This window comes from Azonexus sp. GW821-FHT04F04 (assembly GCF_059420025.1).
The window spans coordinates 212,130-235,088 of the sequence record NZ_JBWKSX010000008.1 but is presented as its reverse complement, the minus strand read 5'-3'; the positions used below and the strand labels follow the sequence as shown (position 1 = coordinate 235,088).

The following is a 22,959-nucleotide window of genomic DNA, read 5'->3' as shown; positions in this document are numbered from 1 at the left end:
TCTTCGATGGCGATTTCGTCGAAGGGGTTCATGCTCATCTTGACGTTGGCCAGATCCACTCCGGAACCATCTGCCTTGACGCGAACTTTGACGTTGTAATCAACGACACGTTTTACGGGTACGAGAATCTTCATGGGGGTTTCCTTTTCAAACACGCAGTCCCCTGCCGATCAAGGCAAGCAGGGGAACTGCGCAGGGAAGCTGCGGATTACTCGATGGCGAGCGCGGAATTGGCGTGCTGACGCAGGACGTACTTCTGGATCTTGCCGGTCGAGGTCTTCGGCAATTCGCCGAACACCACCTGCTTGGGCACCTTGAAACGGGCCAGGTGGGCCCGGCAGTGCTCGATCATTTCGGCCTCGGTGCAGGTCGCATCAGCCTTGAGCTCGACAAAGGCGGCCGGCACCTCGCCCCACTTCTCGTCGGGCTTGGCGACAACGGCTGCAGCAACAACCGCCGGGTGACGGTAAAGCACATCTTCCACCTCAAGCGACGAGATGTTCTCACCGCCGGAAATGATGATGTCCTTCGAGCGATCCTTGATCTTGACGTAGCCGTCGCTGTGCACGACTGCCAGGTCGCCGGTGTGGAACCAGCCGCCTTCGAAGGCCTCTTCAGTCGCCTTTGGGTTCTTCAGGTAGCCCTTCATGACGAGGTTGCCCTTGAACATGATTTCGCCCATCGTCTCGCCGTCCCATGGCACGGGCTGCATGCTGACCGTGTCGCGGACCTCGATGCCTTCCTGCATGTGGTAGCGCACGCCCTGGCGGCCGTTGCGGGCAGCCCGCAGGTCGATCGGCAGGCGATCCCATTCCGGGTGCTTGGCGCAGACGGCGGCCGGGCCATAGGTTTCGGTCAGGCCATAAACATGGGTGATGTTGAAGCCCATTTTCTCGCAGCCTTCGATGATCGCGGCCGGCGGCGCAGCGCCGGCGATCAGGCCATTGACCTGATGCTCGATGCCTTCCTTGAGGCTGTCGGGCGAGTTGATCATCATGCCCCAGACGATCGGTGCGCCGCACATGTGGGTGACCTTGTGCGCCTTGATCAGGTTGAAGATCAGTGCCGGATCGACCTTGCGCAAACAGACGCTGGTGCCGGCATTGGCAGCCAACGTCCACGGGAAGCACCAGCCGTTGCAGTGGAACATCGGCAGGGTCCACAGATAGACCGAGTGCGGCGGCATGCCCCAGGAAATAATGTTCGACGCCGCATTGAGGTAGGCGCCGCGGTGGTGATAGACGACGCCCTTCGGATTGCCGGTGGTGCCCGAGGTGTAGTTGAGCGCGATGGCATCCCACTCGTCGTCAGGCAGGCTCCACTTGAAATCGGGCTCGCCTTCCTTGAGGAAGTCTTCGTAGCTCTTTTCGCCGAGCGACTCACCGCCAGCAAAGTCCGGATCGAGGCTGTCGATGACCAGCGGCTTCGGCCCTTCGAGCAGCGCCAGCGCCGCCTTGATGATGGTCGAGAATTCGGGATCGGTGATCAACACCTTGGCTTCGCCATGGGCCAGCATGAAGGCGATGGCTTCGGCGTCGAGACGGGTATTCAGGGTATTGAGCACAGCGCCGGTCATCGGCACGCCGAAATGGCATTCGAACATCGAAGCCGTGTTGGGCAGCATGGCGGCAACGGTGTCGCCCTTGCCGATGCCGCGATTTTTGAGCGCCGAGGCAAGTTGGCGGCTACGGTCGTAGCTTTCCTTCCAGGTGTACTGACGCGCCCCCTGGATGACCGAAATACGCTTCGGGTAGACGAAAGCCGAACGCTCAATGAAGCTGAGCGGGGACAGTGCGACGAAATTGGCCGGATTTTGCTCCAGCCCGACGGAATACGGGTTAACCAAGATTTATCTCCTCACGATTTCTTGCCGAGTTGCTGTTCTCGATGGCGCAAGTATTTTTATTGATCGTGAGAATGACAAAACACTCTTGCGCAACTATTGGCAGAATGTAACGAATCGTTACATCACGAAATCCACCCTGAACCGTGCACTAGAATCGACCGATGCTCATCGAGACCGCCTCGTCCCCATCTTCACCTCGCCACGAAATGTTGCAGGCCGGGCTGGACCTGCTCGACCAGGGAATCACGGTATTCGATGCCGACCTGCGGCTGGTCGCCTGGAACCGCCCCTTCCTTCAGTTGCTCGAGTTTCCCGATGAACTGGCCTACATTGGCGCGCCCTTTGCCGGCTTCATCCGCTACAACGCCGAGCGTGGCGAATACGGCCCCGGCGACATCGAGGTGCAGATTGCCGAACGCGTGACCGCGGCCAGAAACTTCGCACCGCACGTCACCGAACGCCAGCGCCCGAACGGCCGGGTCCTGCTCCTGCGCGGCGAACCGCTGGCGCACAAGGGGTTTGTTACCCTCTACAGCGACGTCACTGAACAACGCTATATCGAGCACCTGACCGAGCACCAGAACATCCAGCTCGACGAGCGGGTACGCCGCCGTACCGCCCAGCTCGAAAATGCCAACGCCAACCTGCGCCGGGCCAGCGAGGAAAACGAACGGATCGCCGCCGCCCTCCGGCGCAACGAAGAACGCCTGCGCCTGATCAACGACACTATTCCCATCATGATCGGCTACGTGGACCAGAACGAGGTCTATCAATACGCCAACAAGGGCTACTCCGACTGGTACGGCTACCCCGGCGAAAGCGTCACCGGCCGGGCCGTGATCGACCTGATCGGCCCGCACGTTTACAGCCAGGTGCGCGATCCGGTCAAACGTGCGCTGGCCGGCCAGCAGGTCACCTACGAATACCAGATGGAACGCCTGGGGCAAACGGTTTTCGCCCGCAGCACGCTGGTGCCGGAGGTTACGGTCGACGGCAACAATCTCGGATTTTTCGTTTTTTCCCAGGAAATCACCGAACAGAAGCGGATGCAGGCGGCGCTCGTCCAAGCCCAGAAAATGGAGGCGATCGGCCAGCTGACCGGCGGCCTGGCGCACGATTTCAACAACCTGCTCACCGTCATCATCGGCAATCTCGCCGCCCTCCAGGACCACCACCCGGGCGACGCTGAAATCAACGAATTCGTCGAGCCGGCACTCCAGTCGGCACGGCGTGGCGTGCAACTGATCAGGCGCCTGCTCACCTTTTCGCGCCAGCAACCGCTGGAGCCGAAGGCAGTCGATATCGGCAGCCTGATTGGCAGTCTGGCCAAGCTGGTCCGCCGTTCGCTGCCCGAGTCGATTGCCGTGTCGACCGATCTCGGCGGCATGACGCTGCACGCGCTGGTCGACCCCGGACAACTGGAAAGCGCCCTGCTCAATTTCGCCCTGAATTCCCGCGACGCCATGCCGGAAGGTGGCCGACTGCACATCGCGGCGCGCGCCGTCGAACTATCGACCAATGCCGCCGCCTTTGACGTCAGTCCCGGCCGCTACGCCCTGATCGAAGTGGGCGACAATGGCTGCGGCATGGATGCAACGACGCTGGCCCGCGCCTGCGAGCCCTTCTTCACGACCAAGCGGCTCGGTCTGGGCAGCGGCCTCGGGCTGGCCATGGCCTACGGTTTCGCCAAGCAGTCGGGCGGCGGCGTTTCGATTCAAAGTCAGCCGGAACAGGGCACGACTGTGCTCATGGTGCTGCCGCTGGCGACGCCCGAAGAAGATGTCGATGCGCCGGGCGAGGACGCCGCCCTGCCGGCCGGTGGCGAACTGGTCCTGCTCGTCGAGGATGAGCCGAACGTCCGCCGGGTCGTGCGCCAGCAACTGATCGATCTGGGCTACCCGGTCATCGAAGCCGAAGATGGCGTGCAGGCGCTGGCCATGATCGAGCAGATTCCCGACATCGCCATCGTCGTCAGCGACGTGATCATGCCTGGCGGCCTCGATGGCCGGCAATTGGCCGACCGCGTCAGGGCCGACCGCCCGGAAATGTGCATTGTGCTGATGAGCGGCTACACCGATGAAGCCGAGGTCGGCAGCGACCTGCCGGTACTCGCCAAACCCTTCGTCCGCCAGGACCTGGCCCGCGCCCTGCGCTCCGCCCACAAAGAAAAACCATGAAAGACAACGAACCCGCCAAGCTCATCGTCATCGTCGAGGACGATCCCGATGTCGCCAAGATCATCGAACAGGTGCTCGCCGACTTCGGCTTCCGTACCGTCTGGTGCCGCAGCGCCGGAGACCTCCTGCGCCGCCTGCGCACATTGGCCCCCGACCTTTGCATCATCGATCTCGGCCTGCCCGACATGGATGGCATCGAAGCCATGCAGCGGGTCCGCGCCCAGTCGGGCTGCGGCATCCTGATCCTGACCGGGCGCGCCCATGTCAGCGACCGCGTCATGGGCCTCGAACTCGGCGCCGACGACTACGTGCTGAAACCTTTCGAGCCGCGCGAACTGGTCGCCCGTGTGCGCAGCATCGTCCGCCGGCGCGAAGGCAGCGAAACGCAGGCCCGCCAGATCGCCGAGTTTTCCGGCTGGCGCTTCAACCTCGGCAACAATACGTTGACCGCGCCGAATGGCGAAGAACACGCGCTGAGCACGGCCGAGGCCGATTTGCTCAAGGTCTTCGTCAACAACCCGAACCGCATCCTGCAGCGCGAAAAGCTCATGGGCACCCGCGACCTGGCGCCCAATGATCGCGCCATCGACGTCCGCATTTCCCGTCTGCGCCGCAAGCTCGAACCGGATCCGCAGAGTCCGGCTTTCATCAAGACGGTGTACGGGGCCGGCTACCTGTTTCTGGCGACGGTCAACTGGTCGGGCGGGGCGAACTAAAGGACCGACAAAAAAAGGGGCTTTTCAGCCCCTTTTCATTTTTAGCCCAATTTCCCGGTTGACCGTGGAAGAGCGCCTCGGCTGCCAAGAGCTCACTCGTCTTCGTCGTGCAACTGGAACTTGCTCGCCAGTTGCTGCTGGACATTCGGCGGCACCGCCGCGTAGCGGGCGAACTCGATGGTGTAACTGCCCTGGCCGCCGGTCAGCGATTTGAGCCGCGACTGGTAGTCGTTAAGCTCAGCCAACGGCACTTCGCCGGAAATCGCAGCCATGCCGTGGCCACGCCCGTCAGTGCCGGTGATATGACCGCGCCGGCCGGATAGATCGCCGGCCAGGTCGCCGATGGCCGATTCCGGGACGATGATCTCGATGCTGACAATCGGCTCAAGCACGATCGGCTTGGCATTGCGGATGGCTTCGATGACCGCCTTGCGCCCGGCGATGGTGAAGGCAACCTCCTTGCCATCAACGGCGTGCGTCTTGCCATCGAAAACCGTCACCTTGAGGTCGTCGACCGCATAACCGGCGACAACGCCGCCCTCCAGCCCCTGACGGATGCCCTTCTCGACGGCCGCCATGAAGACGCCGGGAATAACCCCGCCCTTGACCGCATCGACAAACTCGAAGCCCTCGCCCCGGCCCTTCGGCTCGATGCGCAGATGCACTTCGCCGAACTGGCCGGCGCCGCCCGACTGTTTCTTGTGGCGATACATCGCCTCGGCCGAGCCGGTGATCGTTTCGCAGTACGGGATGCGCGGCGGCTTGGTATCGACCTCCAGCTTGTACTGGCCGGCCATGCGGGCCAGCTTGGACTTCAGGTGGATTTCGCCGAGGCCGCGGACCACCGTTTCGTTGCTGGTCGGGTGACGTTCGACAACGAAGGTCGGGTCTTCCATGGCCAGCTTGCCGAGGATGTCGAACAGACGCTGTTCGTCGCCCTTCTTCCTGGTTTCGACAGCCAGCCCGGCCATCGGCTTGGGAAATTCGAGCGGCACGAGGTGAATGTGGTCCTCGTCGTGCGAATCGTGCAGCACGCAGTCGAAATCGACCTCGTCGATCTTGGCGATGGCACCGATGTCGCCTGGCAGCAGTTCATCAACCTCGATACTGTCCTTGCCCTGCAGCTGGTAGAGATGACCGACCTTGATCGGCCGCTTGCTATCACCGACAAAGAGCTGCATGTCCTTCTTCATCGTGCCCTGGTGGACACGGAAAACGCCGATCTTGCCCAGGTAGGGATCGGCCACCACCTTGAAGACGTGGGCCAGCACGTGTTTTGACGCATCGGGCTCGGCCTGGAAAGGCTCGGTCTTGTCGCCCGGCTCGCCCTTGTAGAACGGCGGCGCATTGCCTTCGGCGGGGTTCGGCGCCAGCGAGGCCAGCACGTGCAGCAATTCCTTGATGCCGGCGCCGGTCTTGGCCGAGGTGAACAGGATGGGAATCAAGTGGCCCTCGCGCAGCGCCTTCTCGAACGGCGCATGCAAGGCGGAGGCGGTCGGATCGGCGCCGTCTTCAAGGTACTGGGCGAGCAGGTCTTCATCTTCTTCGACGATCTGATCGATGAGCGCCCGGTGCGCCGCCGCGACCGATTCGAAATCGGCGTCGCCGGCATCGTGCTCGAGCACTTCGACGACATCGGCCGCGCCGTGGGCCGGCAGGTCGAGCAGCATGCACTGCTTGCCGAAACGCTCGCGAATATTGGCTACCAGCCCCGGCAGATCGAGGTTTTCGGCGTCAATCTTGTTGATGACAATCATCCGGCACAGCTTGCGCTCGGCGGCATGGCGCATCATGCGCTCGGTCATCAGCTCGACGCCGGTCTGCGCGTTGATCACGATCAGCGCCGTATCGACGCCAGCCAGAGCGGCAATCGCCTGCCCCGAAAAGTCCGGGTAACCAGGGGTGTCGATCAGGTGGACGTGGGTGCCTTCGTAACCGAAATTGACGACTGCTGAAGTCAGGGAGTGACCAGCTTCTTTCTCTTGGGCATCGAAGTCGGCAATGGTATTGCCTTTCTCGACGCTGCCCTTCGCATTGATGGCGCCGGTCGCGAACAGCAAGGCCTCGGCCAGGCTGGTCTTGCCGGCGGCACCATGGCCAACCAATGCAATGGAACGTAGAGCCTCGGTGGTGTACTTGGACATCTTCTTCTCCCTTAGCTTAGAAAATTCAGCGAAAAATCAGTTCACTTCGGTAACCTGCCAGGTCATCAGCGTGCTGCAATGAAGAGCCTGATGCGGCATAGTCATCTAATTCCGATACATGCCACTGGCGGCCATACGGTCCACGAAGTGCGGACCGAAACCGTAGAGCAAGGCAATTGCGGCGACGAAAAGCAGCACGCCAAAAATCAGTTGCTTGCCCGGCTTGGAAAATTCCGACCAGTGCGTGCCGGCAAACCAGAGCGGGCCGACGATGGGCAAGGCCAGCGTCGGCACCCAGTTTTTCCAGCCAAAGGCAAAGGAAGCCGGCAAGGTGCCGAAATAGCCGACGAGCAACAAGGTGCCGCCGACCGCGATGAGAATGGCGATGGCAAACATGAAAGCCGTGAACCAGAAATCCATTATTTCTTCACCTTTTTCGGACGTTCCCAGCCGGGCAGCGTCATTTGTTTGGCTCGTGACACGGTCAGGGCGTCCGGTGGCGCATTTTTGGTCAGTGTCGTGCCGGCGCCAAGCGTTGCACCGCGGCCGACCGTCACCGGGGCGACGAGCTGGGTATCGGAGCCGATGAAGACATCGTCCTCGATGATGGTCTTGAACTTGTTGGCGCCGTCGTAATTGCATGTGATGGTGCCAGCGCCGACGTTCACGCGCTGGCCGATCTCGGCGTCACCGATGTAGGCCAGGTGGTTGGCCTTGGACTGGGCGCCGATGATGCTTTTCTTGACCTCGACGAAGTTGCCGATATGCACCTCCGGCCCGAGTTCGGTACCCGGACGCAGGCGGGCATAGGGCCCGAGCACACCGTCCGGGCCGATCACCGCATCCTCGAAATGGCAGAAGGCAGCGATGCGGGTTCCGGCACCGACCTTGACGTTCTTCAGCACGCAATACGGACCGACCTCAACGGCATCGGCCAGCTCGACCTTGCCTTCGAAGACGCAGCCGACGTCGATGGACACGTCGCGGCCATGGCTCAGGCTGCCACGGATGTCGATACGGGCCGGATCGGCCAGGCGCACACCGGCGACAAGCAGTTGATCGGCCAGGTTGCGCTGGTGCTGGCGCTCGAGTTCGGCCAGTTGCACCTTGCTGTTGACGCCGAGCACCTCCCATTCGCCCTCGGGCTGCGCGGCGCGTACCGGCAGGCCTTCAGCCACGGCGAGGGCGACAATGTCGGTCAGGTAATACTCACCCTGGGCGTTGTTATTCTTGAGCTGGCCAAGCCAGTCAGCCAGGCGCGCCGTCGGGATCGCCATGATGCCGGTGTTGACCTCGCGGATCGTCTTTTCCTCTGGCGTCGCGTCCTTTTCCTCGACGATGCGCACGATGTTGCCAGCCGCATCACGCACCATGCGGCCGTAGCCGCTCGGGTTGGCGAGGTCGACGGTGAGGATCGACAGCCCGTCCTTGCCGGCCTGCAGCAGACGCTTGAGCGCGCCGACCGTGGTCAGCGGAACGTCGCCATAGAGAACCAGTGTCTGCGCCGCATCGCCCAGTTGCGAGACGGCCTGGGCGACGGCGTGTCCGGTGCCCAGTTGCTGCGCCTGCTCGGCCCACAGGATATCGTCGGCGGCCAGCGTGGCACGCACCACTTCGCCACCATGACCATAAACAACAATCAGTTTATCCGGCGAGAGAAGCCGGGCGGTGTCGATGACATGCTGCGCCAGTGGCTTGCCGGCAATCGGGTGCAGGACCTTGGGCAGGTTGGAATGCATGCGTTTGCCTTGGCCGGCAGCGAGAATGACGATATTCATATTGAGCAAAATCTTGTGCGGTTGGGTAATCTGCATTTTCACATGATCAGCCCGGACTGTCGAAGCCGGCGACGCATTTGCCGGGCTCAGCCTTTGATCCAGCGCAACTCGCGTAGAAATACAAAAGCCCCGGCGACCTTGCGGGCGGCAGGGCTTTGGTCGACGCCGGGCCAGAGACGGCCGGAAAAGTCAGGCGCTCTTTTTCTGTTCCTGACCACCGAGAATGTCCCCGAGCACGGCCTTGCCGCGGGTCGAGACAAACCAGTGCAGCACGTTCTTGTCGTTGATCCGAGTCTCGATGACACCCATGGCCTTCATGACCGTCAGGCGCTGGCTGACGAAATCGCGGGCCAGCCCGGTGCTGTCGCAGATCGCGGCCAGATTTCCGTAAACAAAGCCGCCCTCCGACAAGGCGCGCAGGATTTCGACGTCGTTGTAGGAGAGAACGTCCTTGGGATCAGGCTCGACAGCCTTCAGCACATCGGTTTCGGCCTTGGGCACGGCGATGATCGGCTCGTCGCGCTTTTGCTGTTCGATGCGGCCAACGTCACGCCTAACCTGGTCGATCTGCGCCATCAGGCGCTGCACCATGTTCTCGAACAAGCGCCGCGAGGCAACGACGTAGATCAGGCAGAAACCTGAAAATACATAGAGATCGATCGGCTTGGTCCGCGCCCCCTCAAGCAGCGTGCTCGACAGCATGTTGAGAAAGAGCGGTACGGTCAGCGCCGCAACGACGCCAAAGACCGGATATTTCAGCCAGTCGTGACGGCCCGCATCGCCGTGCCGGTCGGCCAGAAAGTAGTTTGCCGTGCCGCCCAGCACACCGGCGACGACCATGATGCCGAGAATCACCAGCATGTGCCCGTCGAGGGCACCGCTTGGCGTTGTCACCAACAAGGCTGGTTGCAATTCAGTTGACATGATTTTCCCCTTGAAATCAGCAGCCATTCTCACACGACCGAGACAATGTTTCGCCTCCGCCGTGCCTGATCATGAGAAAAATTGTCAAACGGCGAATCCCCCGACCAACCTGGCTTGCTACGGTCAACCGGAAAAAATGGCCAAAACTGAAAAGCCCCACCGGCTTTTCAGGCGGCGGGGCTTTTGGGGTGGGCTATTCGACTTAGCGTGGCAGCGTCGTCGAGCCCATCAGGAATGCATCGACCTCACGGGCAGCCTGCCGACCTTCGCGGATCGCCCAGACCACCAGCGACTGGCCGCGACGCACGTCGCCGGCAGCGTAAACCTTGTCCACATTGGTCTTGTAGCAACCAGCACCGTCGGTCGTCGCCTTGGCATTCTGGCGCGCATCCTTCTCGACGCCGAAAGCATCCAGCAAACCGCCGACCGGGTTGGTGAAACCCATAGCCAGAAACGCGTTGTCGCACGGCAGCTCGAATTCGGAACCAGCCACTTCGCTCATCTTGCCGTCCTTCCAGTCCAGACGAACGGCCTTGAGCGCCTTGACGTTGCCCTTGCCATCATCGACAAAGCCCTTGGTGGCGACAGCGAAATCGCGGCTACAACCTTCGTCGTGCGAAGAAGAAGTACGCAGCTTGTACGGCCAGTACGGCCAGGTCAGCTCCTTGTTTTCCTCTTCCGGCGGCATCGGCATCAGTTCGAACTGGGTCACCGACGCAGCGCCGTGGCGATTCGAGGTACCGACGCAGTCAGAACCGGTATCGCCGCCACCGATGACGATGACGTGCTTGCCCTTGACGTTGATCGGGTTGGCCTTGCCCTGCTGGACTTCCTTGTTCTGCGGAATCAGGAACTCAAGCGCGGCGTAGATGCCCTTGAGTTCGCGGCCCGGCACAGGCAGATCGCGCGGAACTTCGGAACCGGCAGCCAGAATCACCGCGTCGAAATCCTTCTTCAACTGGTCGGCCGAGACGAACTCGGTGGCATCGTTGTTGATGCCGGCCGGCACGTTCTTGTCACCGATCACGACCTTGGTCTTGAAGGTGACGCCTTCGGCTTCCATCTGGGCGACGCGGCGGTCGACCAGGGTCTTTTCCATCTTGAAGTCGGGAATACCGTAGGCGAGCAGGCCGCCGAGACGATCGCTCTTCTCGAAAACGGTCACGTCATGACCGACACGCGCCAGCTGCTGAGCGGCAGCCAGACCAGCCGGGCCAGAACCAACGATGGCGACCTTCTTGCCGGTCTTCGATTTCGGCGGCTGCGGTACGACCCAACCCATGTCCCAACCCTTGTCGATGATGAAATGTTCAATCGACTTGATGCCGACCGGCGCGGCGTTGATGCCAAGCGTACAGGCGGCTTCGCAGGGCGCCGGACAGATGCGGCCGGTGAAATCCGGGAAGTTGTTGGTAGAGTGCAGCACTTCCAGCGCCTGCTTCCAGTTGCCGCGGTAAACCAGGTCATTCCAGTCGGGAATGATGTTGTTCACCGGGCAGCCGTTGTTGCAGAACGGGATGCCGCAATCCATGCAACGCGCGCCCTGGATCTTGGCCTCGTCGTCCGACAAGGTGTGGACGAATTCCTTGTAATGCTTCAGGCGCTGCTCAACCGGGTCGTAACCCTCGGACAGGCGCTCGAATTCCATGAAGCCAGTCGGCTTGCCCATTATGCAGCCTCCTTCTGTGCAGCAGCGGCCATCTCGGTGAGGGCGCGCTTGTATTCGTGCGGATAGACTTTGACGAACTTCTCGCGGTAAGCATCCCAGTTGGCCAGAATGGCCTTGGCGGTCGCGCTACCGGTGTATTCGGCGTGACGGGTGATCAGTTCCTTGAGCTGGATTTCGTCAGCGACGCCGAGATGCTGCGGTTCGCCAGCGGCAATACGGGATGCCGGCAAGACCTTCTCGAGCGCCACCTGGGCGAGATTACAGCGATGCTTGAAACTGCCATCCTCATCCAGCACGTAGGCGATACCACCCGACATGCCAGCTGCAAAATTACGCCCGGTCATGCCCAGCACAGCGACAGTGCCACCGGTCATGTATTCGCAACCATGATCGCCAACACCTTCGACAACCGCCGTCCCACCCGAGTTGCGGACGCAGAAACGTTCGCCGCCGACACCGGCGAAGAAGGCTTCGCCTTCGGTCGCACCGTACATGACGGTGTTGCCGCAAATGATGTTCTGCTGCGTATCGCCACGGAAATCCGCGCTCGGCTTGATGATGATGCGGCCACCCGACAAACCCTTGCCGACGTAGTCATTGCCTTCACCAGTCAACTCCAGCGTTACCCCCTTGGCAAGGAAGGCACCGAAGGCCTGACCGGCAGTGCCGGTCAGCTTGACGTGGATGGTATCGTCCGGCAGGCCGGCATGGCCATAGCGACGGGCCACTTCACCCGACAGCATGGTGCCGCAGGTGCGGTTGACGTTGATAATGGTCGTTTCGATCTGGACCTTTTGGCCCTTTTCGAGAGCCGGCTTGGCCTGGGCGATCAATTTGTGGTCGAGCGCTTTCTCGAGGCCGTGATCCTGGCCTTCCGTATGCAGGCGCGGCACATCGGCTGGCACATTCGGTTGGAAGAATATCTTGGAGAAATCCAGCCCCTTGGCCTTCCAGTGATCAATGCCGGCGCGCATGTCGAGCAAGTCGGCACGGCCGACCAGATCGTCGAACTTGCGAATGCCAAGCTGAGCCATGATCTCGCGAACTTCTTCGGCAACGAAGAAGAAGAAATTGACGACATGCTCGGGTTGACCGGAGAAGCGCTTGCGCAGCACCGGATCCTGAGTGGCCACACCGACCGGGCAGGTATTCAGGTGGCACTTGCGCATCATGATGCAACCTTCGACCACCAGCGGCGCGGTGGCAAAGCCGAACTCGTCGGCGCCGAGCAGGGCACCGATCACGACGTCACGGCCAGTCTTCATCTGGCCATCAACCTGAACGCGGATACGCGAACGCAGACGATTGAGCACCAGCGTCTGCTGGGTTTCGGACAAGCCGAGTTCCCACGGCGTACCGGCATGCTTGATCGAGGACTGCGGAGAAGCACCGGTACCCCCGTCAAAACCGGCGATCACGACGTGATCGGCCTTTGCCTTGGCAACACCGGCAGCAACCGTGCCGACACCGACTTCGGAGACCAGCTTGACCGAGATGGAGGCCTTCGAATTGGCATTCTTCAGGTCATGAATGAGCTGCGCCAGGTCTTCGATGGAGTAGATGTCATGGTGCGGCGGTGGCGAAATGAGGCCGACGCCTGGCACCGAGTGACGCAGGAAGCCGATGTACTCGGAAACCTTGTGGCCCGGCAACTGGCCGCCCTCACCCGGCTTGGCACCTTGCGCCATCTTGATCTGGATCTGGTCGGCATTGACCAGATACTCGGTGGTCACACCAAAGCGACCGGAGGCAACCTGCTTGATGGCGGAGCGCAGTGAATCACCTTCCTTGAAGGTGTAATCGCGTTCGATACGCGAAGCACCAACCACTTCGGACAGCGTTTGACCAGCCTTCAGCGGCACAAAACGCTTGGCGTCCTCACCACCTTCGCCGGTATTCGACTTGCCGCCGATGCGGTTCATGGCGATGGCCAGCGTGGTGTGCGCTTCTGTCGAAATCGAGCCAAGCGACATGGCACCAGTGGCGAAGCGTTTGACGATTTCCTTGGCGGATTCGACTTCTTCGAGCGGAATGGCGGTGCCAGTCGGCTTGAATTCGAACAGGCCACGCAAAGTCAGGTGACGCTTGGTCTGATCATTGATCAGCTTGGCGTATTCCTTGTAGGTCTCGTACTTGCCGGAGCGGGTCGAGTGCTGCAGCTTGGCAATCGAATCCGGCGTCCACATGTGTTCTTCACCGCGGATGCGATAAGCGTATTCACCACCGGCATCGAGCATGTTGGCCAGCACTGGATCGGCCGAGAAGGCTTCGCTATGCAAACGAATGGCTTCTTCTGCCACTTCAAAGACGCCAATACCTTCGACATTGGACGGTGTCCCGGTAAAGTATTTCTCGATAAAATCCTTCTGCAGGCCGATGGCTTCGAAGATCTGGGCGCCCGTGTAGGACATGTAGGTGGAGATACCCATCTTCGACATGACCTTCATGAGGCCCTTGCCGATTGCCTTGACATAGTTCTTGGCGTACTTCTCGGCCTTCTCTGCATCGCCCTTGGCGAAGCCGGCGATGGTTTCGAGCGCCACATAAGGGTGGACAGCCTCGGCACCGTAACCACCCAGCAAGGCGAAGTGATGGGTTTCTCGGGCCGAACCAGTCTCGACCACGAGGCCGGCGCTGGTGCGCAGGCCCTTCTTGACCAGGTGCTGGTGAATAGCCGACGTGGCGAGTAGCGCCGGGATGGCGACATGCTCGGCATCGACCTTGCGATCAGAGACGATCAGGATGTTGGCACCGGAACGAACCGCATCTTCAGCATCAGCAGCCAGCGAAGCGAGGCGCGCCTCGATACCGTCCTTGCCCCAGGCGACCGGGTAACAAATATCCAGCTCAAAGGAGTGGAACTTGTTGGAGGTATATTTCTCGATGTTGCGTAGCTTTTCCATGTCGTCGAAGGACAACACGGGTTGCGATACTTCAAGACGTATCGGCGGGTTGATATCGTTGGTGTTGAGCAGGTTCGGCTTCGGCCCGATGAAGGACACCAGCGACATGACCAGTTCTTCGCGAATCGGGTCGATCGGCGGGTTGGTCACCTGAGCAAACAACTGCTTGAAGTAGGTGTATAGCGTCTTGTTCTTGGCCGACAGCACCGGCAAGGCAGAGTCGGTACCCATCGAACCAGTGGCTTCTTCCCCATTCTGGACCATCGGCTCAAGAATGATCTTGACGTCTTCCTGCGTATAACCGAATGCCTGCTGGCGATCGAGCAGAGAAGCAGCAGGGGCCGAGCATTTTTCATGCGGTGCCGGCACTTCGTCGAGCTTGATACGAATCTTTTCGATCCACTCGCGATAGGGCTTGGCGTTTGCCAAAGAATCCTTGAGTTCCTTGTCGTCGATGATGCGGCCCTGCTCCATATCGATCAGGAACATCTTGCCCGGCTGGAGGCGCCACTTCTTGACGATTTTCTTTTCCGGAATCGGCAGTACGCCAGATTCTGAAGCCATCACGACGAGGTCGTCATCGGTAACCAGATAACGGGCCGGACGCAGGCCGTTACGGTCAAGTGTCGCGCCGATCTGGCGACCGTCGGTGAAAGCCACCGCAGCAGGGCCGTCCCACGGCTCCATCATCGCGGCGTGGTATTCGTAGAAGGCACGACGATTCTCGTCCATCTGAGAGTGCTTTTCCCAAGCTTCCGGAATCATCAGCATGACCGCCTGGGCCAGCGAGTAGCCTCCGCCCATAACCAGCAGTTCGAGCGCATTGTCGAAGGAAGCTGAGTCGGACTGTCCGGGATAATGCAGCGGCCAGACCTTTTTCAGGTCATCACCGAGAATCGGCGAGGAGATCGCCTGTTCACGGGCCTTGAACCAGTTAACGTTGCCACGCACCGTGTTGATTTCGCCGTTATGGGCGATGTAGCGGAACGGATGGGCCAGATCCCAGGTCGGGAAGGTGTTGGTCGAAAAACGCTGGTGCACCATGGCGAGCGCGGAAACTGTGCGCTTGTCCTGCAGGTCAAGGTAGTACACGCCAACCTGGTCGGCCAGCAACAGCCCCTTGTAGTTTACCGTGCGGGCAGAAAAGGACGGGACGTAGAATTCCTGACCGAACTTGAGCTTCAGTGACTTGATCGCGTTGGCTGCACGGCGACGAATGATGTAAAGCTTGCGCTCGAGGGCATCCGTTACAAAAACATCCGGACCGCGACCAACGAATACCTGGCGAATCACCGGTTCCTTGGCGCGCACGGTCGGCGACATGGGCATATCGCAATTGACTGGCACATCACGCCAGCCAAGTAGAACCTGACCCTCGGCAACGATCGACCGCTCAATCTCTTCGATGCAGGCGTGGCGCGAAGCAGCCTCCTGCGGCAAGAAAACCATGCCCACACCGTACTCGCCGGCGGGCGGCAATTCCACGCCCTGACGCGCCATTTCTTCGCGATAGAACTGGTCCGGAATCTGGATCAAAATGCCCGCGCCGTCCCCCTGCAAAGGATCGGCGCCAACGGCACCGCGGTGATCGATATTCTTCAGGATCAACAAACCCTGCTCGACGATGCTATGGTTTTTCTGACCTTTGACATGGGCGACAAAACCCACGCCACAAGCATCGTGCTCATTGGCTGGGTCGTACAAACCCTGCCGCTCAGGTACTCCCGGTTCCATCACACGCATTCCTTCAAATAACTTGGCCGCTGAATATTAGCCAACGTTGAAAAAAGCCGAACATCATATTTTCTGCATCGGCCTGTAGGAAAATTAGAGGCAACCATCAAATATACTGGCAAACCCCTGTCAATTCAAGATGCTGCAACGCACCAACTAAGCACACCTAGGAAAGACGACTCCCTGTTCAGGTGCATCTGGCCTCAATGGCAGCGCTGATCTGCGCATCGCTAGCTTGATCAGAAACGATAGCCCTGCCGATTTCCTGCAGAAGAACCAAACGGAGTTTCCCATCCTGCACCTTCTTGTCATGGCTCATCAACTCGAGATATCTGGCTGCGCCCAGCCTGGGTCCAAATACTGGCAAGCCGGCACGAACAAAAATGTGCTCAATGCGCTTGACCGTCTTTTCATCCAGCCATCCCAACTGACGCGACAACTCCGCAGCAATTAATGTGCCGGCGGCAATAGCCTCGCCATGCAACCAATCACCGTACCCCATGCCCGTTTCAATCGCATGCCCAAAGGTATGCCCCAGATTGAGCAGTGCCCGCTCTCCGGTTTCTTTTTCGTCCGCCACGACAACCTCGGCCTTGTTGGCACAAGACCGGTGAATTGCATAGGTTAGCGCCGATGGATCCCGCGCCAACAGGTTCTCGAGATTCGCTTCTAGCCAGACGTAAAACTCAACATCTCGGATCAGTCCGTATTTGATTACCTCGGCCAAACCTGCCTTTAACTCCCGCTCAGGCAGTGTGTTGAGCGTCGTAATATCGGCAAGAACTAGCTTTGGCTGATAGAACGCGCCAATCATGTTCTTGCCTAGCGGGTGATTGATCGCCGTCTTGCCACCAACCGAAGAGTCAACCTGGGACAAAAGAGTAGTCGGCACCTGAATAAAAGGCATTCCTCGTTGGTAACACGCAGCTGCAAAGCCCCCCATGTCGCCAATAACCCCGCCGCCCAGAGCAATTAAAGTTGTTCCGCGCTCACAGCGCGCACTCAACAGGGCATCAAAGATCAAGTTCAGGGTTTCCCATGTCTTGAACTGCTCACCATCCGGCAACACCACTGGCAGAACTGAAATCCCTCCGCTTTCCAAGGTAGACCGAAGCACCTCGAGATACAGGGGAGCAACTGTAGTGTTCGTTACCACTACAACTTTTTTTTGCTTGATGTAAGGCAGAATCAATTCGACCTGCGTAATAACCCCGGTTCCGATATGGATCGGGTACGAACGATCACCCAAGGCGACGTTGAGTGTTTCTATCATGTTGAGCATTGACGGTTAAATTCTCTCAGGAGATGCAACACGATTCCGGATGCAACCAAACGGCCGCCATCCACCACTATGTGAGCAGCATCTCGGTACAGCGGGTCTCGTACGGCATGTAATTCCTCCAACTTGGCAAGCGGATCCGCAACGTGCAGCAACGGGCGATTGCGATCATGCCGAGTGCGTTCGAAAAGCAAAACCGGTGGAACATTCAGATATACCACCCACCCGGTCTCGTGCAGCCTGCGACGATTTTCCGGATTCATTACGACGCCACCGCCGGTAGCCATTACGATGTTGGACGATTCGGTAAGCTCCTGAATTGTCTGAGCCTCCCGTCGCCGGAAACCATCCTCACCTTCAATTTCGAAGATCGTAGGAATTGGCACACCGGTGCGCTCGACAATCTCGTGATCGGAATCAAAAAATGGCCGAGCCAAGCGCTTCGCCAATTGACGACCGACAGTTGTTTTGCCAGCCCCCATTAGCCCGACAAGATAGATGTTGCGACGATTTTCCACGTTCGGATTTTAGCCGACTACCCTCAAAGCACAAAAAAACAGGGCCGGCATCGCCGACCCCGTGAGTTCTGGGTTATTCGCAATTAGTCAAATCGCATTTTGTCTGAAATCACGCGCGGCGTAATGAAAACCAGCAACTCACGACGCTTACCTGTGTCATTTTTGTACTTGAACAACCATCCGAGGAAGGGGATATCGCCCAGCAGAGGTACCTTATCAACCGTGTTCTGAGTATCCGTAATAAATACGCCACCAATTACCACGGTGCCTCCATTCTCTACGACAACATTAGTTTCTACGATTGAACTCTTGATTGGAGGATTCAGGAAGCCGTTGACGCTTACCGCCTTAGTCCAGTCTGGCTCTTCTTTCTTGACAGTCAGATTCATCCGAACCGTCCCCTCGGGGGTAATCTGCGGCGTAACCTCAAGAGACAATTTTGCCGGTTTAAAGTTAACCGTGTATGTAGTCGCGCCAGTAGAGGCTTGCGCGGTAATGTAAGGAACCTCCGTGCCATCCTCAATTTTCGCTTTTACATTATTCGCGGTAATTACCCTTGGGCTAGAAATAATTTTTCCAATTCCATCCGACTCTAGTGCCGCGAGTTCAACGTTGAGAATACGCGTTAGCGAAGAGTTAAATAGAGAAAAGGCCAGAGCGCCGCCAGTTGACGGGACCGGCAAATTAACTCCAGCCATCGGATTCTGAACAAGTGTCGCGGGAGTGGTGGTGGTTACGCCCCCGGAGGTTGTAGTAACAGCGGGAGTTATTTTTCCACCAACGACATTTAGTCCGGTACCTAGAATTTCGCTTGACTTCGAATTAATCAACCCTAACTTCGCACCTAGCTCCCGTTTGAAGCTGTCCTGAGCTTCAACAACTCGTGCTTCGATAAGAACCTGCCTAGCAGCAGTATCAATTGCGCGAATAAAGGAATGAATTTCCTCCAGCTTTGTCGGAATATCGTTAACAAATACGATATTTGACTGCGGGTCAGCGACCGCACTCCCTCGCTTGCTCAGAATACGCTGCGCAGCAACATTCGAGCCCGCCGCGGGCGCCGGCGCTACTCCGGCGCCAGTTAGTGGCAAACCTGCCAACAACCTCGCCACATCAGCCGCCTTTTGGTAGTTCAATTGAAACTGCTCCAACTTGAGGGGCTCAAGTTCGCTAATTTGCTGCTTAGATTCAAAATCCAGTTTTTCGCGGGTAGCAATTTCATCGCGCGGGGCTATCAGGATGATATTTCCCTTCTTCCGCATATCAAGTCCCTTTTGCTGGAAGATGATATCGATGACTTGGTCGGCTGGAACATCCTTCAATACAAGCGTTGTCGTTCCTGTAACGGTTTCGCTAATAACGGCATTGAGACTCAGCTCTTCAGCCATCAAGCGCAACAGCGCGCGCACGTCACCATTTTGATAATTGATACTAACCCGCGGCCCTTGATAGCCCACCTTCGCCCCTTGAACCAGCTTGTTGGGATCTTCGACGATCTGTTTTACTTCAACAATAAACTGGTTGTCACTTTGGTAAGCATTGTGCTCCCACAAGCCTTTTGGCGTAATTATCATCCTGACGTTATCGCCGATTGCCTTGGTTTCGACTATCGTAACGGGTGTTGCGAAATCGGTGACGTCCAGCTTGCGACGCAAACGGTCCGGCACCGTCGTTTTCATGAAATCAACCACGAGATTGGCACCCTGCTGCCGAATATCAATGCCGGTACCGGCATCACTCAGATCGACGATGATCCGCCCTTCGCCATCTTTGCCGCGACGAAACAGCACATCGCTTACCGCATGCTTAGAACCAACTAGGCTTTCCTCTGCAAAGCGGGTCGTTCGTTGCGCTGCTGAATCTGCCAGTCGCTCAATCGGCGAAAGCGTCACATACAGCGACTTGCCATCAAGCCGGGTCTTGTAGTTCATGTTCCGGACAAGATTTAGTACCACTCGCGTGCGATCACCAACCTGCACAACATTCATGCCGCGCAAATCGCCCTGATTGAATACTTGGCTGGTTTTACCCAAGCCGTTTGCGGTGGACTGGAAATCCAGCGCTATTTTTGCGGGGTTGGCGACGCTAAAACCTGGTGGCGGAGAAGCCAACGGCTCCTTAAGGTCGATCCGAAGCGCGACCTCGTTCCCTTGTTGGGCAACGTTCACCGCCTCAATAGAGTTCGCCGGCGGAGCCTCTGCTTGCGCAGAAGACAACAGAGCAAGGCAGGCCGAGGCTACAGCCATCGCATAGGTGATCAATTTCATTTCTTGCTTCCCTCCTTGCTCTGCAGGTAGAGCGAGCTCTTGCGCTCAGTCCAGTCACCAGCAGAATCTTGAATCAATTCCCGCAGTTGAACTTCCGTATCCGAAATCTGCGTCACCATACCGAAATCGAGGCCCACATAGTCGCCGACCTTGACTTGCTTGACTTTATCTTCAACCTGAACAACCGCCATCGGGCGTTTGTTTACATTCATGTAACCGATCATCTTGAGTGACTCAATCGGGTACTTTTCCAGAAGGCTGTTACGAACTTCCCGTGCCTCAAAATCTGGTTGAAATGCACCACCCTTGCCAGCGACCTGCTTGTATTTGGACTCCGGTTCTATCTTGTTCGGCTTGAACGGGTCAATCGTGGCTTCCATATCGTAGGGAACCGGCTCATAGGGCTTAACCTCCGGCAATTTGGGGACATTCCCACGCATGTCTTTGGTGTTTTCGGCCATCCACTGTTTCAACTCTTCGTGGTCTCCACCTGCGCAAGCACCGAGGAAACCGCACAGGGCAACAAGCAATATTCGTTTCACTTCTTCGCTCCTTGCGCTGCCTTCTTCTCTTGCTCGGCCTTCTTTTGCTTGGCTATCTCTTCCTCATCCAGATAGCGGAATGTTTTTGTGGTGGCATCCAGCGAGAGCTGTCCACCATCCTTGACGGGAGCAATGGAAATATTATTCAGGGTAACGATGCGCGGGAGCTTGGCAATGTCGGCTGCAAAAGCCCCGAAGTCATGATACCCCCCATTAATTTTGACGGTAATCGGCAACTCCGCGTAGAAGTCCTTAACCTGCTCCTGCCCCGGCTTGAACAGCTCGAACTGCAAGCCGCGACCAAGACCAGCTTGGTTTACTTCAATAAGTAGCGCCTCAATTTCTGATTTATCGGGCAATTGTTTGAGCAATGCGCCGAAGGACCGATCAATTTCGGCGAGTTGCTGGATGTACAAGTCCAGATTTACCGCTTGCCGCTTTTTGTCAAGATATTGCTGCTTGAGCGTTTCCTCTTCCCGCTGCTTCGTCTCCAGTTCGGTCAACTGGTCGCTCCAGACAAACCACCAACCAGCAACGAGAATAGCGGCGAACAGGCCGACCAAGACGGTAATTTTCGGGATCAGCGGCCATGCACCCGGATCATTCGGGTTCATGAGCCTAAAGTCATCGGCTATCGACTGGAAATCAACATTGGGCAAGGAAATAGTCTTGGCGTTCACTTTTTCACCTTCCCATCTTCTTCAGGCTTAACACGGGTGAGGATGAAGGTCATGCCAAATTCGTTGATTCGACGCCCGTTGATCACAACTGCTTTACTCTCTATCAGTTGCGGGGTTTCTAGCCACGGCGAAGCCTCCAGATTACGCATCAACGCCGAAATGCGGGCATTTGATTGGGCATGGCCAGAGATACTGACTTTCAGTCCATCCTGTTTCAGTGACTTTAGGTAAATACCTTCAGGTACCTGTTTGACCAACTCACTCAACAAATAAACAGTTTCACCACGATCACGTTGCAGGTTTTCAATAACCTGTTTCCGCGAAAGCAAGGCTTGGGTTTGTTCTTTCAGGCGTTTGATTTGATCAAGTTGCTTATCAAGGACTGCTATTTCCCCCTTGAGGAAATCGTTCGAACTGTCCTGATTACTGATCGCACCACCAATAAGGGTGTAAACCGCAAACACGATCAACACACCGAGCACAGATACAAGCCCGGACAGTACATAAAACTGCTCGCGCCGAGCCTTTTTCGCCTCTTCGCGATGAGGAAGGAGGTTGATGCGAATCATGATGGATCAAACCTCCGCAGAGCCAAGCCGCAGGCCACCATCAACGAGGAGGCATCAGCGAGCAAACTTTTTGCCCGAACACGGTCGGAAAGCACCATGTTGGCAAAGGGGTTGGCAATCAGCGTATTGACTTGGGTTCTTGTAGCAACGACTTCATCGATGCCGGGAATGACCGCACAACCTCCGGCCAGAACGATATGATCAACTTGGTTGTATTGGGTCGAGGTGAAGAAGAATTGGAGCGCCCGAGAAACCTCTAGCGCGAGATTTTCCATGAACGGGTTGAGCAACTCGATTTCATAGCCTTCCGGCAAATTTCCCGCTCGCTTGGCTGCCTCGGCATCCTCATAGCTCATTCCATAGTGACGGGAGATATCTTGGGTCAGCATACCGCCGCCAAAAGCCTGCTCACGGGCATATACCTGCTGGCCATTCCGCAAAACCGTCAGATTCATCACATTGGCGCCCGCATCGATCAGCGCAACGACCTGATTCTTTCCTGACTCGGGCAACTGGCGCTCAATCAACTCGAATGCCGCCAGTGCTGCAAATGACTCGACATCAACGACACTCGCCTTCAGACCGGCGGCATCTGCCACCGCGACGCGATCTTCAACCCGTTCTTTCTTGGAGGCTGCAATCAGAACCTCAAGCTCATCAGGAACCGCCGGCGCCGGACCGATGACCTGATAATCGAGATTCACTTCATCAATGGCAAATGGAATGTACTGATTGGCTTCGGTCTCAACCTGGGCCTCAAGCTCTTCATCGCGCAATCCCGCAGGCACAATGATTTTCTTGGTGATGACCGCCGACCCCGGCAGAGCCATCGCGACATTGCGGGTAGATGTACCCATTCGCTTCCAGGCACGCCTGACGCAGTCGACAACGCCATCCAGATTGGCAATATTGCCATCAGACACCGCGTCCTTGGGCAACACCTCAATGGTGTAGCGCTCAACGCGATAGCCGTCCTTCCCGTTAGCAGTCAGTTCCACCATCTTGACGGCGGACGAACTGATGTCCAAACCGAACAAGGAACGCGCCTTGGGATTTAACAACGCTGAGATATCTAAGCCCACCAGACCCCCAAAAAGTCCTTACGGAATGCGAAGTTAGCAAAATAACCAATAATTCACTTCAGATGCTAACAATAACATCTAGGCATGTAAAGCAATTTTACGGCGCGGATTTACCCCGGCGTATAATCCGC

At 57.8% G+C, this 22,959-nt stretch carries 16 protein-coding genes and 1 pseudogene; 2 read left to right on the top strand and 15 right to left on the bottom strand.

Features of this window, described 5'->3' with window-relative positions:
* Together AC07TV_RS16410 and AC07TV_RS16405 are read right to left on the bottom strand one after the other, a co-directional pair.
* A pseudogene (locus AC07TV_RS16410) lies at positions 1-134 on the bottom strand (electron transfer flavoprotein subunit beta/FixA family protein); the annotation flags it as partial.
* A 74-nt stretch (positions 135-208) separates the two neighbouring features.
* Positions 209-1,846, bottom strand: coding sequence for an acyl-CoA synthetase (locus AC07TV_RS16405; RefSeq protein WP_494649435.1), 1,638 nt, complete (start codon positions 1,844-1,846; stop codon positions 209-211).
* 161 nt (positions 1,847-2,007) lie between these two features.
* Here AC07TV_RS16405 and AC07TV_RS16400 point away from each other — a divergent pair, with 161 nt between their 5' ends.
* Positions 2,008-4,023, top strand: a complete 2,016-nt coding sequence (locus AC07TV_RS16400; RefSeq protein WP_494649434.1) for a PAS-domain containing protein — start codon at positions 2,008-2,010, stop codon at positions 4,021-4,023.
* Positions 4,020-4,739, top strand: a complete 720-nt coding sequence (locus tag AC07TV_RS16395; protein ID WP_494649433.1) for a response regulator transcription factor — start codon at positions 4,020-4,022, stop codon at positions 4,737-4,739. The genes AC07TV_RS16400 and AC07TV_RS16395 overlap by 4 nt, the downstream gene beginning before the upstream one ends.
* 92 nt (positions 4,740-4,831) lie before the next feature.
* Here AC07TV_RS16395 and fusA read toward each other — a convergent pair whose 3' ends face one another.
* From fusA to AC07TV_RS16330, 13 genes are all read right to left on the bottom strand, one after another.
* Positions 4,832-6,883, bottom strand: a complete 2,052-nt coding sequence (gene fusA / locus AC07TV_RS16390; RefSeq protein WP_494649432.1) for an elongation factor G — start codon at positions 6,881-6,883, stop codon at positions 4,832-4,834.
* A 105-nt stretch (positions 6,884-6,988) separates the two neighbouring features.
* Complete coding sequence (locus tag AC07TV_RS16385; protein ID WP_494649431.1) at positions 6,989-7,303, bottom strand: hypothetical protein; 315 nt, start codon at positions 7,301-7,303, stop codon at positions 6,989-6,991.
* Positions 7,303-8,661 (bottom strand): bifunctional UDP-N-acetylglucosamine diphosphorylase/glucosamine-1-phosphate N-acetyltransferase GlmU, encoded by a 1,359-nt coding sequence (gene glmU, locus AC07TV_RS16380; protein WP_494649441.1) that lies wholly within the window; start codon positions 8,659-8,661, stop codon positions 7,303-7,305. Before glmU ends, AC07TV_RS16385 begins: the two co-directional genes overlap by 1 nt.
* A 189-nt stretch (positions 8,662-8,850) precedes the next feature.
* The gene (locus AC07TV_RS16375; RefSeq protein ID WP_494649430.1) at positions 8,851-9,585 is read right to left on the bottom strand and encodes a YEATS-associated helix-containing protein; all 735 of its coding nucleotides are present in this window, start codon (positions 9,583-9,585) and stop codon (positions 8,851-8,853) included.
* A gap of 202 nt (positions 9,586-9,787) precedes the next feature.
* On the bottom strand, positions 9,788-11,254 hold the full coding sequence (locus AC07TV_RS16370; protein WP_494649429.1) for a glutamate synthase subunit beta: 1,467 nt from the start codon (positions 11,252-11,254) through the stop codon (positions 9,788-9,790).
* Positions 11,254-15,891, bottom strand: a complete 4,638-nt coding sequence (gltB, locus tag AC07TV_RS16365) for a glutamate synthase large subunit (protein ID WP_494649428.1) — start codon at positions 15,889-15,891, stop codon at positions 11,254-11,256. Before gltB ends, AC07TV_RS16370 begins: the two co-directional genes overlap by 1 nt.
* 187 nt (positions 15,892-16,078) lie before the next feature.
* Positions 16,079-17,161, bottom strand: coding sequence for a 3-dehydroquinate synthase (gene aroB / locus AC07TV_RS16360; RefSeq protein WP_494649440.1), 1,083 nt, complete (start codon positions 17,159-17,161; stop codon positions 16,079-16,081).
* Complete coding sequence (locus AC07TV_RS16355; RefSeq protein ID WP_494649427.1) at positions 17,161-17,688, bottom strand: shikimate kinase; 528 nt, start codon at positions 17,686-17,688, stop codon at positions 17,161-17,163. Before AC07TV_RS16355 ends, aroB begins: the two co-directional genes overlap by 1 nt.
* Positions 17,689-17,771: 83 nt before the next feature.
* Positions 17,772-19,955: a type IV pilus secretin PilQ gene (locus AC07TV_RS16350; protein ID WP_494649426.1), complete on the bottom strand. Its 2,184-nt coding sequence runs from the start codon at positions 19,953-19,955 to the stop codon at positions 17,772-17,774.
* Positions 19,952-20,497 carry a pilus assembly protein PilP gene (locus AC07TV_RS16345; RefSeq protein ID WP_494649425.1) on the bottom strand — a complete coding sequence of 182 codons (546 nt, stop codon included), beginning with the start codon at positions 20,495-20,497 and terminating at the stop codon, positions 19,952-19,954. The genes AC07TV_RS16350 and AC07TV_RS16345 overlap by 4 nt, the downstream gene beginning before the upstream one ends.
* Positions 20,494-21,177: a type IV pilus inner membrane component PilO gene (locus tag AC07TV_RS16340; RefSeq protein WP_494649424.1), complete on the bottom strand. Its 684-nt coding sequence runs from the start codon at positions 21,175-21,177 to the stop codon at positions 20,494-20,496. The genes AC07TV_RS16345 and AC07TV_RS16340 overlap by 4 nt, the downstream gene beginning before the upstream one ends.
* Positions 21,174-21,746: a PilN domain-containing protein gene (locus AC07TV_RS16335; RefSeq protein ID WP_494649423.1), complete on the bottom strand. Its 573-nt coding sequence runs from the start codon at positions 21,744-21,746 to the stop codon at positions 21,174-21,176. Before AC07TV_RS16335 ends, AC07TV_RS16340 begins: the two co-directional genes overlap by 4 nt.
* Complete coding sequence (locus tag AC07TV_RS16330; RefSeq protein WP_494649422.1) at positions 21,743-22,828, bottom strand: pilus assembly protein PilM; 1,086 nt, start codon at positions 22,826-22,828, stop codon at positions 21,743-21,745. Before AC07TV_RS16330 ends, AC07TV_RS16335 begins: the two co-directional genes overlap by 4 nt.
* Between the last annotated feature and the right edge of the window lie 131 nt (positions 22,829-22,959).